The following is a 12,708-nucleotide window of genomic DNA, read 5'->3' as shown; positions in this document are numbered from 1 at the left end:
TCGATGCCCGCCCCGGGCGCGGCCGAACATGTGCTCATGAGCAAATACCGATCAGTCATGCGACCATATCGGCATGATTTCTTTCCGTGATTTCGCCATGCGGCGCGGCGAACGCCTGCTGCTGTCCAACGTAGACCTGACCCTGCACGCCGGTTGGCGGGTGGGCGTGATCGGTCGTAACGGCACTGGTAAGTCGTCGCTGTTCGCGGCCATCCAGGGCGAGGTCGAGGCCGATCGCGGCGATATCGACGTGCCCAACCGCGTGCGCATCGCCAGCGTGGCCCAGGAAACCCCGGCCCTGGACGACCCCGCGCTGGACTTCGTCCTGTCCGGCGACTCCACCGTCTACAAGGTCCTCGTGGCCGAGCGCGAAGCGGTCGAGCGCGAGGATTGGGAAGCGGTCGCCGAGGCCCATCACCAACTCGAGGAACTCGGCGGCTACGACGCCACCGCGCGCGCCGGCAAGCTGCTGCACGGCCTGGGCTTCTCGCCCGACACCCACGAACGCGCGGTCAAGGAATTCTCCGGCGGCTGGCGGGTGCGCCTGAATCTGGCGCGCGCGCTGATGACCCCGTCGGACCTTTTGCTGCTCGACGAACCGACCAACCACCTCGACCTCGACGCGGTGCTGTGGCTGGAGCAATGGCTGCTCAAGTACCCGGGCACCTTGCTGCTGATCTCGCACGACCGCGAGTTCCTCGACGAAGTCACCACCCACACCCTGCACCTGCACGACGGCAAGGCCAAGCTGTACACCGGCGATTACACCGCCTTCGAGCGCCAGCGCGCCGAACACCTGCGCCTGCAGCAGATCACCCACGAAAAGCAGCAGGCCGAACGCGCCCACCTGCAGAGTTTCATCGACCGCTTCAGCGCCAGCGCGGCCAAGGCCAAGCAGGCGCAGTCGCGGGTCAAGCGCCTGGCCAAGATGGTCGGCACCGAGGCGGTGCGCATGGAACGCGCGATGCGGATCGAGTTCCCGGCTCCGGCCAAGCTGCCGCACGCCTTGCTGCGCGTGGTCCATGCCGATTGCGGTTACGGCGACCACGTCGTGCTCGATGATGTCAGTTTCATCCTCGAAGCCGGCGATCGCATCGCCTTGCTCGGCCCCAACGGCGCGGGTAAATCGACCCTGGTCAAAACGCTGGTGGGCGAGCTGGAATTGCTCGCCGGCGATCGCAGCGGCCATCCGGATCTGCGCATCGGCTACTTCGCCCAGCACACGGTCGAATCGCTGCACGAGGGCGTCAGCGCGATCGACCATCTGATCGAGATCGCGCCGGGCGTGGCGACCCAGCAATTGCGCGATTTTCTCGGCAAGTGGAATTTCCCCGGCGACCGCGCGTTCGAATCGGTCGACGGGTTCTCCGGCGGCGAACGCGCGCGTCTGGCTCTGGCGATGATCGCCTGGCGCAAACCGAACGTGCTGCTGCTAGACGAACCGACCAACCATCTGGACCTCGACGTACGCGAAGCCCTGGCCGAAGCGCTGTCGGATTTCGAAGGCGCGATCGTGCTGGTCTCGCACGACCGCCATCTGATCGGTCTGGTCTGCGAAACCTTCTGGCGCGTCGCCGATGGCGTGGCCCAGCCGTTCGACGGCGACCTCGACGCTTACGCGGTGTGGCTGCGCACGCGCGACAACAGCAACGACGGCAAGGGCGCGGCCGCGTCCAAGGCCGCGGCGGCTGCGGCCGCCGCGAGCGCCGCGGCACCGGCGGGGAAATCCTCGCGCAAGGCCAACCCGCTCAAGCTGGCCGAAGCCGAGAAGCGCATGGCCGAGCTGGAATCGAAACTGCACACGCTCGACATGGACCTCGCCGATCCGACCAAGTACGCCGGCGGTGGCGACAACGCCGCCGAGCTTGCGAAGCAGCGCGAGAAAGTCGCCGCCGAGCTGGTCAAGGCCGAGGCGGAGTGGATGGCGTTGTACGACGCGGCTTGAGTCGCGTCGTAGGTCGCGACGTTATCGATGCGTCGTAGTTGGGTGGTGGCGGCTCGCGCCACCTTCGCAGGTAGAAACGAACGTGCGCCGCTGCTTGCAGCGGCGGCGTGAGCCGCGACCGCGATCTGACAATCACTGCGCAACCACGAGGCCGCCGATGGTGTCCACGTGCGACTTGTCGTCGCCTCCACATGCGCCCGTCTATCGTCCCGCCACGTAATCGCTACGGGGGGACGGCCCATGAGCCGCGAACTGATTTATCTGCTGCTGATCTTCGGCCTGCTGGTCATCCCGCGCGCGTTGCAGCGCTTCAAGATTCCCGCGCCGTTGACCTGCCTGCTGTTCGGCATCGTGGCGATGCTGGCCTGGGGCGAGAAATCCCACGACACCGTGGTCGGCATGCTCGCTACCTTGGGCATTTCCTCGCTGTTCCTGTTCGCCGGGCTGGAAGTCGAACTCAAGGCCCTGCGCAAGGGCTTGTGGCCGCTGTTGACGCACCTGGTGATCCGCGGCGCGACCTTGGTCGGCGTGGGCTGGCTGGCGTGGCGCTACGCCGGCATGAGCTGGCAGGCGGCCGGCCTGCTCGCGCTGGCCTTGCTGACCCCGTCCACCGGCTTCATTCTCGACACGCTCTCGCGCCTGGGCTTGAACGAGGAGGAGCGTTTCTGGGTCACCAGCAAAGCCATCGCCGGAGAGTTGCTGGCGCTGGTGGCGTTGTTCGTGGTGCTTCAGGCCGGCGACCCGATGCGCATGGCGCTGTCGTCGGGCGCGTTGATCGCGATGCTGGTCGGCCTGCCGCTGGTGTTCGTCGCGCTCGGTCGTTGGGTGGTGCCGCATGCGCCGGGTTCGGAATTCTCGCTGTTGGTGATGGTCGGCATGATCGCCGCGTTCGCCACCGCCAAGCTCGGTGTGTACTACCTGGTCGGGGCGTTCGTCGCCGGTCTGATCGCGCGATTGCTGCGCGAGCGCATGCCGAGCCTGGCCTCGGACGAGAATCTACACGCGGTGCGGTTGTTCGCGTCGTTCTTCGTGCCGTTCTATTTCTTCAACGCCGGCACCAAGGTGCCCAGCGGCGCGCTGAGCTTCGAGGCGCTGGGCCTGGGCCTGTTGCTGACCGCGGTGGTGCTGCCGCTGCGCATCGGCATTGTCTGGTTGCAGCGGCGCGCGCTGTTCGGCGAGAACCACCGCGCCAGCCTGCGGGTCTCGGTGGCGCTGGCGCCGACGTTGATCTTCACCCTGGTCCTGGCCGCGATCCTGCGCGATCGCTTCGCCTTGTCCGATGTCTGGTTCGGCGCGTTGCTGCTGTATGCGACCTTGACCACGATCCTGCCGTCGCTGGTGTTCCGCTCTCCGTTCGATGTCGATCCGGTCGAGGAGCATCCGCTGGCGCCCGCGGACCCGGCCGGCGGCGAGCCCGAAGCGGCCGCGATGCCGCAAACGGTTTCCGAGCCCACCGCGATGCCGGCGGCGGCCGGCGTGCATCCGCCGGGCCATTGATCGTGCGCTGGCCGGTCGGTCGGTGGCCGCACCGGCCGCCATGAATGCCATGACCGCCGGTCCGGCGAACGGGTGGCGCGCGTGGAGGCGAGCGCGGTGTACCCGTGGTCGGATTGCGTGGTCACCCAGACCCGCCCGCAGTGCCGCAACGTCCGGTCGAACCGGCGTATTGAGCCGGGCGACCGGGCCGTAGGCCGCGTCGCGGCCACCACTGGCGCTTGCATCGGCGCGATCCGCCCCCACACTGCCAGTCCGTCGTTCCCGAACACAGCCCACCGCCATGCCCATCTACGCCTTCCAGTGCAGCGCCTGCGGACACAGCTTCGATCGCCTGCAGAAGCTGTCCGACGCCGACCCGACCGTGTGCCCCGAATGCGGCGCCGAAAAGGTCGGCCGCCAGTTGACCGCGCCGCAGTTCCGCCTGGCCGGCGGCGGCTGGTACGAGACCGATTTCAAGAAGGACGGCGACAAGAAGCGCAATCTGGCCGGCGAGGGCAGCTCCGGCGGTTCCGCGTCGGGCGGGGCGGGCTCCGGTGGCGGCGACAGCAAGCCGGCACAGAGCAAGCCTGCGGAAAGCAAGTCCGAAAAGAAGGCCGATCCGGCCCCGGCGAGCAAGCCGGCGAGTGGTGGTAGCGCGAGCTGACCGGTTCGCCGGCAGGGCGCTACGGCCCGTCGACACGGTCGATGCCGCTGCGATCCACACCGACCTGATGGGCGCCGCGAGGCGCCCTGTTTCGTTTAATTGGCTCGCCGTCCCGGCTTACCGTAGCGACGAGCCGCGCCGGTTCCAGCCGTCATCCCCGCGAAGGCGGGGATCCAGGGTTTCATCCAGGCATGACGCTGAAGTCTCTGGATCCCCGCCTTCGCGGGGATGACGGTCGTGACATCTACGACTTCAGGGACGCGGGCATCAGCATCGCTTGAGCCTGCGGATAAGCTGGTTTGGCCCGGGGCATAAGGCGCATACGCCTTTGTCTAGTATTCTAGACAGCTCGGTCCCGGCCCCCGGCCGCTGAGCGATCGCCCCCGGCCACCCGCCGCGGCCGGTCCGGACCCGCCTGCTGTACCCCCCACGATCCACAGATCGACCAATTCGGAGTTTCCATGCGTACCCACTTCTGCGGCCTCGTCGACGAGGCGCTGATCGGCCAGACCGTCACCCTGTGCGGCTGGGTCAACACCAATCGCGTCCAGAGCCACGTGGTGTTCACCGATCTGCGCGATCACGAAGGCGTGGTCCAGATCGTGGTCGATTCGGACATGGCCGAGCTGTTCAAGACCGCCAGCGACCTGAGCGTGGAAAGCTGCGTGCGCGTCACCGGCACCGTGCGCGCGCGCGGCGCTGCCAACGACAAGATCCGCAGCGGCAAGGTCGAAGTGCTGCCGAGCTCGATCGAAGTGCTCAACAAGGCCGAGCCGCTGCCGTTCCACGCCCACGAGAACGCCGGCGAGGAAACCCGCCTGACCTATCGCTATCTCGACCTGCGCCGTCCGGAAATGCAGAAGATGATGCGCACGCGCATCCGTCTGGTGCAGTCGCTGCGCCGTTGGCTCGACGCGCGCAATTTCCAGGACATCGAAACCCCGATCCTGACCAAGGCCACGCCCGAGGGCGCGCGCGACTTCCTGGTCCCGGCGCGCATGCACCCGGGCGAGTTCTACGCGCTGCCGCAGTCGCCGCAGTTGTTCAAGCAAATCCTGATGGTGGCCGGCTTCGATCGCTATTACCAGATCGCGCGCTGCTTCCGCGACGAGGCGCTGCGCGCCGACCGCCAGCTCGAATTCACCCAGCTCGACATGGAGTTCGCCTGGGTGTCCGAGCGCGACGTGCAGGACACGGTCGAGGACATGATCCGGGTGGTGTTCAAGGAAACCATCGAGGTCGAACTCGACGCGCAGTTCCCGCGCATGACCTATGCCGAGGCGATGCGTCGCTACGGCTCGGACAAACCCGATCTGCGCATCGAGCTTGAATTCGTCGACATCGCCGAACTGGTCAAGAGCTGCGAGTTCAAGGTCTTCACCGACTGGGCCAACCACGAAGACGGCCGCGTGATCGCATTGCGCGCGCCGGGCGCCGCGGGCTGGTCGCGCAAGCAGATCGACGAGGCTGGCGCGCACGCCGCCAAGTACGGCGCCAAGGGCCTGGCGTGGATGAAGGTCGAGGACGCGAGCAAGGGGCGCGAAGGCATCAACTCGCCGATCGCCAAGTTCCTCGACGACGCGACGCTGGCGAAGATCGTCGAAGCCAGCGGCGCGCAGACCGGCGATGCGATCTTCTTCGGCGCGGCCGACTACAAGACCGCGAGCGATTTCATGGGCGCGCTGCGCCTGAAGCTCGGCAAGGACCTGGGCCTGATCCAGGACGGCTGGAAGCCGTTGTGGGTCACCGATTTCCCGATGTTCGAGTGGGACGAACAGGCGCAGCGCTACGTGGCCCTGCATCACCCCTTCACCGCGCCGGCGGTGGACGACATCGCCGACCTGCGCGCCAACGCCAAGACCGCGGTGTCGCGCGGCTACGACATGGTGCTCAACGGCAACGAGATCGGCGGCGGTTCGATCCGCATCCACCGTCCGCAGATGCAGTCGGCGGTGTTCGACCTGCTCGGCATCGGCGCGGAAGAGGCCGAGGGCAAGTTCGGCTTCCTGCTCGACGCGCTCAAGTACGGCGCGCCGCCGCACGGCGGCATCGCCTTCGGCATCGACCGCATCGCCGCGTTGATGGCCGGCACCGAATCGATCCGCGACGTGATCGCGTTCCCGAAGACCACCACCGCGCAATGCCTGATGACCGGCGCGCCGTCGCCGATCCCGGACGCGCAATTGGCCGAGGTGCATGTGATGGTGCGGCCGAAGAAGGATCCGGCCTGATCCGGCCGCGTCGGGCTTGATCCGGCGCTGATCGGCGCATCGATCCGGCGTCGCGCCGGGTCGGTGCTTCGATGCAATCGGGTTCGACGCGGCTCGACCTGATCCTGTTCGACCTGATCCTGTCCATGGCCGCGCCGACACACCGTCGTTCCACGCGAGGCGTTATGACCAGCGAAACCCCGCAGTTCTCGATCCGCCGCGCCGTCGTGGCCGACGCGGCCACCGTGGCCGACATCGCCGCGCGCACCTTCGTCGAAACCTTCGGCGACATGTATCCGCCGGAGGATCTGGCCTTCTTCCTCAAGGACAGCTACTCGGTCGAGAAGCAGGCCGTGATCCTGTCGCACCCGGACTACGCGATCTTCCTGCTCGAACGCGACTGCATCGTCGTCGGCCACGCCGCGGCTGGGCCGTGCGGTCTGCCGCATCCGCAGGTCGCGCCGGGCGACGGTGAGTTGAAGCGTTTGTACGTATTGCGCGAGGCGCAGAACGGCGGCTGGGGTGCGCGTCTGTTCGACACGGTGTTGGCTTGGCTCGAACGCGATGGTCCGCGGACTTTGTGGATCGGGGTGTGGTCGGAGAACTTTGGTGCGCAGCGGTTTTATGGGCGCTACGGGTTCGAGAAGGCGGGCGAGTACGAATTCGTCGTGGGAAGTACGCGCGATCATGAATTCATCTTGCGGCGCAACGCGGTGAGATGATGTTTGTGGGGTCGGTGCTTTGGTGCATCGACGCTCATTTGGCTTGAATCGTTATCCGCGAGGGGTGAGCCTTGCCTTGCCTTGCCTTGCCTTGCCTTGCCTTGCCTTGCCTTGCCTTGCCTTGCCTTGCCTTGCGCCTAGATTTTGCCTGCGGCTGCGGTCATGAACCGTCGCCTTTGCTTTTGCCTTGAGCCTGAAGTCGCGGCTCCCATCCAGCGCTGCGAGGCTTGTAACTCGCGTTAGCAACAGCACACCCGGAGGGCGACGCGCATGGATGCGCGTCGCGCGCCACCGGGACATGGATGTCCCGTGTGGCGCGTGCCTGCGTCGGCATCGCTCTTGCGGGCCTTTGATTCACAAAAAAGCGTTTTTCTTTGGTTACCTTTCTTTTGTCGCTTTTGACAAAAGAAAGTAACTCGGCCGCTTGCGGACGAAAGCTGTTGATCCTGCCTTTGGCTTCAAAGGCTCTACAGCTTCAAAGCTTTGAAGCTGCAAGCAGGATCAAAAGCTTCCGCCACTAAAGCGGCGGGTCACTTTCTTTTGTCTAAAGCGACAAAAGAAAGGTAACCAAAGAAAAACGCTTTTTTGTGGATCAAGAGCCCGCGCGTGCGGAGCAGACGCAGGCATGCGCCACACGAGACATCCTGTCTCGGTGGCGCACGGCGCACATCCATGTGCGCCGCCCTGCGGGTGTGCTGTTGTTCTCGCAAGTGCGTTGCCTCGCAGCGCTGGATGAACTGCAAGACTTCAGGCGAAAGCCGCATGGCCTCCCTGTAGGAGCGGCGCAAGCCGCGACCGCGCCATTGCGACGACGACGAAGGTTGCATCACCTCGAATTCCTCAAGCCGTCATTCCCGAAGGCGAGAATCCAGGGCCTAACCGCAGCATCCACATGAAATCGAGCGCACGCACGAACACCCCGACGCGCAAGCAACCGCAATAACACCCATCACCGCTCGCGGCCTCACAGCGGCAGCACGCAGCTGCAATCCCCAAAAACAAAACAGCCCTCCCTCGCCTGCGCGAGAGAGGGCCGCATAGCAAACGAAACCCCGGACCTCAGCGCCCGTCGAGCAACACGTTCAACGTCGTAACATCCAACGCACCCCGCTTCTGCCCAAGCTTGAGCAACATCGCCTCCAGGTCCCCGGCCGCTGCCGAGGTGCGCGTGGAGGCGGTCGCCGACTTCAACTCGGTTGCCGGTGCGGTATCGATACGAACCTGCCGACCCTTGATCACCAACGGCTGCGGCTTGGCCTTCGCACTGGAACCGCCGACGTGCTCGATCAGGATGCCGTTGTAGCCCAGCACCGGATCGGGCGCGGCGCCCGATTGCGCGGGCGCGGCCAGCGCATCGGCCAGGCGCGTTTCGATCGCGCGCAGCGAAGCCGCGTCGGTCACGGTGATGGTCGGGTCGGGGCGGCCGGAATAGACCAGGTAGGTGATCTTCACCCCGGGCGCGTCGGCGGCCAGGGCGAAGGCGGGCGCTGCCAGCAGCAACAGGCCGGCGAACAAGGTTTTGAGCGAGCGCTGGGACATGGATCCTCCGTGGGCCGCGAACTGGGATGAGGCGCGTGCAGCCGGTCGATGCTTAGTTGATCTGTTCATGGCCGCTGCCCTCGATGCTGTCGGACCACACGCGGAAGAATCCGCAGAAATCCGTGTAGGCGCCGCGATTGGCGGTGCGCGGGTCGGTGATCTCGTTGCCGGAATTGTCGCGGTTGGTTGCGGCGGTGCCGCCGGGTTTGTGGGTCCACTTGCCGTTGCTGTCGCGACGGTACCAGTGATAGTCGTAATTCGGTCCGACCACCAGCGCGGCGATGTTCTTGTAGCTGCTGGCGTTGATCAGCGTGTCGGCGACCGGTTCCAGGCCGTCGCGCACCGCCGCGGCATGCACCGCGGTGCAGGTCAGCGAGCTGTACATCGAACCGGCGGCGCGGCCGGGCTGGGCGAAGGTGTTGGTGGCGCGCGCGTTGGCGTAGTTGTAGCAGTTGTTGTTGCGCTGGCGGGTGCTGCCATCGTTCCAGTAGGTCGGCTGGAAGGTGGTGCGTCCCGGAGCCATGATGTCGCCCAAGCCGCCGCTGGCGTCGGCCGTCAATGCGCGGTTGTAGACCAGCACTTCGTCGGCGCGATCGTTGAAGCGGTAAGACGGGATATTCATGTGCCCGCCGATCTGGAACGGCAGCGCGGTGTTGTCGATGTTGGCCAGCATCGGCGAGGGCTGGGTGGTGGTGCGCTGGCCGTCGATGTAGAACGAGATCGTGTACGGCGCGCTGCTGCGATTGACCACCGCGGCGATGTGGTGCCAGCGGTTGGGCGACATCGCCAGGCTGCCGTCGGAGACGTAGTTGGCCCAGGTGGTGCCGTCGTTGAGCTGCAGCAACACGTTGCGGCCCTGGTCGACGCCGAACGCATAACCGCGACCGCTGCCGCCGCCGCGATTCTCGATCAGGGTCTTGACCCCGGAGGAGGTCGGCGCGGCCATGCGGATCCACGCGGCAAGGGTGAAGCTGCCGGTGCCGAAGTTCAGGTTCGACGAATTCGGCACTTCCACGTACTTGCCGCCGCTCAGGTCCGCCGCCGTGCCCAGCCAGCCCCACGACGACGCGGCGCCGCCGAGCACGGTGCCGTTGCGAGCGTTGCCGCTGGTGTCGTAGGCGGTGTTGCCCGACAGGTCCAGATGCCACTCGCCGACCAGGCCGCTGGTGACCCGTGGTGGCGCCGCGTAGGCGGCGAGCGAAGGCGCGAGCGCGAGGCTCAGCGCCAGGAACCATGACGATCGATTCATACCGACTCCCGGGTGATCGCCCACGTCGGGCGTGGCGGGAATCTAGAAGCCGGCCCCGGCCGCGACCGTGACTGCGCGCGCGGATCGCGGCGGTGTCATCGTTCGCGCTTATTGCGCTTCGCGCTTATGTGAGCGGCGGCGGCTTTGGAGCGGACCTTTGGGGTGAATGGTGGTGGGCGGGGCGGCGCGGTTCTGGGCGCGTCGAGGGTGTCCGGATTTTTCGGGGAATCGGGTGGTGGGCTGTTCGCCGTATGACTGCTTCATCGGAGACGAAAGCGTCGGGGCTGAAGCACCTCCCACAAGAGACTTCGGGATTCGCGGGCGGTTGGCCGGAGGCACGTGCGTTTGGTCGGCTTCGCGCATCTGTCGCGGTGAAGCCCTGGATCCCCGCCTTCGCGGGGATGACGGCTTGGGGTGGTGCGGTCTAATCGTAGTTTCGAAGCACGAGGTAACAGGCGAGAGCCGCGACCGCAGCCGCAGCCGCGAATTGTGAGCAGCAAGCCGCGACCGCAGGAATGCAGTTGCGTTGTAGCTTGCGAAGTTGCTGTATTGGCGCGGTCGCGGCTTGCGCCGCTCCTACAGGGAGGCCATGCAGTTTTTGCTCGGGCTTGAAGCCGCGCAGTTCATCCAGCGCTGCGAGGCCACTGACTCGCGTTAGCAAAAGGACACCCGAAGGGCGACGCGCATGGATGCGCGTCGCGCGCCACCGGGACATGGATGTCCCGTGTGGCGCGTGCCCGCGTCTGCACCGCACTTGCGGGCCCTTGATTCAAAGAAAAGCGTTTTTCTTTGGTTACCTTTCTTTTGTCGCTTTAGACAAAAGAAAGTGACCCGCCGCTTTAGTGGCGGAAGCTTTTGATCCTGCTTCAATCTTTCAAAGACTCAAATCACCAATGAAAAGCGGGCCGGCGTCCGAGGGATTACGCCGGCCCGCTCATTCAATGGTCGACCGCCGCCGCAGCGACAGTCACCGTCCCCAAGCTCAACCGTCCAGTGCCGTCGCGCCCCACATTCTGCGGCGCGATCCCCGGCCGCTCGCGCCAACTGTCCGCGATCGCCAGGCGCAACGAATAACTGCCCGGCGCCAGCGAAGCCGGCACCGTCGTGGCACTGACCTGCGTGCTCGGCGCGGCGCCCGGCAGCAGCGCATTCAACGGAAAATCGAATGCCGCGCGAGCGCGCGTCGCGCCGCTCGCGTCGACCCAGTGCAGCTCGGTCTGATAGACGTGATACAGCGGCGCCGAGCCGGTGTTCTCGACGCTGAGCGTGACCGAGATCGGCGCGCCGGCGCGCATCGCATCGGGCCACACCGCCTGGCGCACGGTGAATTCGTAACCGAGCGCGCGCTTGATCGTGCGCATCTTGGCCGGGAAACCGCTGCCGGTGACCTCGTGCTGGCCGGCCGGGCCGAGCCAGCTGAAGTGGTAGCGCTTGAGCAGATCGACGATGTCGGCGGTGCGCGAAGTCCAGGTCTTCTTCTGGTCGGCGTACGGGCTTTCGCCGCCGATCGGGTTGTGCTTCCAGTTCTCGCGCGCGGCCGGCACCTCGTTGCGAAAGCCCCATTCCAGGTTCCACCAGCCGGTGTCGTCGCAGCGCGGCAGCTTGGGGCTGTAGGCATTGCACATCGCGGTGAAGGAGGGGAAGAAGTCTTCGCTGATGCCGAAGTTCACCCCGTCCAGATCGCTGCTGCGCGCGTAACGGGTATGCACGGGCGTGAGCGTGAACGCCGCTGCGTAGGCGTTGCGCACCAGCGCGCGCGTGGTCGCGTCGGGCTCCCAGGCTTCGCAGCCGGAGGTATGCCATTCGCCCCAGAAACCGAGCAGGCCGACGTGGATCGCGGTGATGCGCGGATCGCCGTCGTAGCGGCGGCCGAAGGCCTGGACGAACTGCTGCAACTGCTGGCGCATCGCCGGCGAGTTGTACTCCGGCGCGCGCCCGGGGCCGTCGCCGCCGCAGCTGGTGTAGTCGTGCGCGACGATGTTGAACGGCGCGAGTTCCAGGAACTTGGGGTAGTCGCGTTCGAGCTGGCCTTCGGTCTTGTCGAAGTAGTAACTGATGTGGTTGGACACGCCGTCGGGGTAGTCGGCGACCGGGCGCAGGATGAAGGTCGCGTTCGGGTTTTCCTTGAGGATCGGCGCGAGATGGTGTTTTTCGAAACCGTCCCAGTCGTACTGTTCGTCGGCGGTTTCGATTTCGCGCCACGGCACGTAGATCTGGTACATCGACGCGCCGTAATGATTGTCGGGCAGGCCGCCGTCGGCGCCGACGGTGGTGCCCCACAACAGGAAACCGCGATGCGGGTTGGACAGGTCGTCGTTGCTTTGCGCGGGCCGCAGTTCGCCGCACTGCGCGGTTTGCATCGGCGACATCGAGGCCGCGGCGATCAACGCCGCGGCCAGGAGGTCGCTCAGGGGCGGGGCAGAGGATCGCAGGCGCATGTTCGGTCCGCGAAACAGGGGGGAGGTGGCGCGCATCCTGGAGCGCGATCGCAACATAGAGTTGGCGCGTGATCACATTCCGGCGTGCCGAATGTTTTTATGTTCGGCTTCGGCGATAGCGATCACTTTTTGCCTTGAATAAACATTTCCAAAGCGCTTGACTGGTTTCAGTTGCTACCAATTTGCGCGTTGCCCATTCGTGGTTCGCCGACTTCGCGCGATCCGCGCATGCACCCGCGCGATGCGATCGCGCACTCGCTGCATGCGGCCGTCGCGGGGTCGGCGACGCGGTGCGCGCGCAGCAACGCAGAAACATCGAAACGCCAAAGACCGCGGCGGATAGCGCCAGTCGCCGAACGTGTCGCGTTCGGGTTGGGGTAGCGATCCTCTGCGGCCACATGCGGACCCGCCATGGGCGCGCGGATACGGGAGCTGCGACGGCAACCTGACCGGTGCTTCAAGCGA

General features: G+C 65.9%; 9 protein-coding genes. 5 read left to right on the top strand and 4 right to left on the bottom strand.

The annotated features are described in order from the left end of the window. Positions 1-73: 73 nt before the first annotated feature. From KME82_RS19865 to KME82_RS19845, 5 genes are all read left to right on the top strand, one after another. Positions 74-1,945, top strand: a complete 1,872-nt coding sequence (locus tag KME82_RS19865; protein WP_215495541.1) for an ABC-F family ATP-binding cassette domain-containing protein — start codon at positions 74-76, stop codon at positions 1,943-1,945. Between the two features lie 240 nt (positions 1,946-2,185). Then, positions 2,186-3,442, top strand: coding sequence for a cation:proton antiporter (locus tag KME82_RS19860; protein WP_215495540.1), 1,257 nt, complete (start codon positions 2,186-2,188; stop codon positions 3,440-3,442). A gap of 280 nt (positions 3,443-3,722) precedes the next feature. Next, positions 3,723-4,085 (top strand): FmdB family zinc ribbon protein, encoded by a 363-nt coding sequence (locus KME82_RS19855; protein WP_215495539.1) that lies wholly within the window; start codon positions 3,723-3,725, stop codon positions 4,083-4,085. A gap of 461 nt (positions 4,086-4,546) precedes the next feature. Further along, positions 4,547-6,316, top strand: a complete 1,770-nt coding sequence (aspS, locus tag KME82_RS19850; RefSeq protein WP_215495538.1) for an aspartate--tRNA ligase — start codon at positions 4,547-4,549, stop codon at positions 6,314-6,316. Positions 6,317-6,480: 164 nt separating this feature from the next. After that, positions 6,481-7,017, top strand: coding sequence for a GNAT family N-acetyltransferase (locus KME82_RS19845; protein ID WP_215499143.1), 537 nt, complete (start codon positions 6,481-6,483; stop codon positions 7,015-7,017). A gap of 530 nt (positions 7,018-7,547) precedes the next feature. On the opposite strand, the gene KME82_RS19840 is transcribed toward KME82_RS19845, so the two are convergent. The 4 genes from KME82_RS19840 to KME82_RS19825 all read right to left on the bottom strand — a co-directional run bounded on the left by KME82_RS19840 (position 7,548) and on the right by KME82_RS19825 (position 12,243). Next, a complete protein-coding gene (locus KME82_RS19840; protein WP_215495537.1) occupies positions 7,548-7,844 on the bottom strand; it encodes a hypothetical protein in 297 nt (98 codons plus the stop codon). A 232-nt stretch (positions 7,845-8,076) separates the two neighbouring features. Next, complete coding sequence (locus tag KME82_RS19835; RefSeq protein ID WP_215495536.1) at positions 8,077-8,556, bottom strand: hypothetical protein; 480 nt, start codon at positions 8,554-8,556, stop codon at positions 8,077-8,079. A 52-nt stretch (positions 8,557-8,608) separates the two neighbouring features. Beyond that, entirely contained in the window at positions 8,609-9,805 is a 1,197-nt protein-coding gene (locus KME82_RS19830) for a LamG domain-containing protein (RefSeq protein WP_215495535.1), read from the bottom strand. Between the two features lie 938 nt (positions 9,806-10,743). Next, positions 10,744-12,243, bottom strand: a complete 1,500-nt coding sequence (locus KME82_RS19825) for a DUF4832 domain-containing protein (protein ID WP_215495534.1) — start codon at positions 12,241-12,243, stop codon at positions 10,744-10,746. Positions 12,244-12,708 lie beyond the last annotated feature (465 nt).

It is taken from the genome of Lysobacter capsici, assembly GCF_018732085.1.
GTDB classification, from domain to species: domain Bacteria; phylum Pseudomonadota; class Gammaproteobacteria; order Xanthomonadales; family Xanthomonadaceae; genus Lysobacter; species Lysobacter capsici_A.
Note: the sequence above shows the minus strand (reverse complement) of the source record. Positions and strands in the feature narration are given on the sequence as shown.

What these genes read in the sequence shown, in the direction of transcription:
- KME82_RS19865 (WP_215495541.1), top strand. Translation starts at nt 74, where the DNA reads ATGATTTCTTTCCGTGATTTCGCCATGCGGCGCGGCGAACGCCTGCTG.
- KME82_RS19860 (WP_215495540.1), top strand. Translation starts at nt 2,186, where the DNA reads ATGAGCCGCGAACTGATTTATCTGCTGCTGATCTTCGGCCTGCTGGTC.
- KME82_RS19855 (WP_215495539.1), top strand. Translation starts at nt 3,723, where the DNA reads ATGCCCATCTACGCCTTCCAGTGCAGCGCCTGCGGACACAGCTTCGAT.
- aspS (WP_215495538.1), top strand. Translation starts at nt 4,547, where the DNA reads ATGCGTACCCACTTCTGCGGCCTCGTCGACGAGGCGCTGATCGGCCAG.
- KME82_RS19845 (WP_215499143.1), top strand. Translation starts at nt 6,481, where the DNA reads ATGACCAGCGAAACCCCGCAGTTCTCGATCCGCCGCGCCGTCGTGGCC.
- KME82_RS19840 (WP_215495537.1), bottom strand. Translation starts at nt 7,844, where the DNA reads ATGCAACCTTCGTCGTCGTCGCAATGGCGCGGTCGCGGCTTGCGCCGC.
- KME82_RS19835 (WP_215495536.1), bottom strand. Translation starts at nt 8,556, where the DNA reads ATGTCCCAGCGCTCGCTCAAAACCTTGTTCGCCGGCCTGTTGCTGCTG.
- KME82_RS19830 (WP_215495535.1), bottom strand. Translation starts at nt 9,805, where the DNA reads ATGAATCGATCGTCATGGTTCCTGGCGCTGAGCCTCGCGCTCGCGCCT.
- KME82_RS19825 (WP_215495534.1), bottom strand. Translation starts at nt 12,243, where the DNA reads ATGCGCCTGCGATCCTCTGCCCCGCCCCTGAGCGACCTCCTGGCCGCG.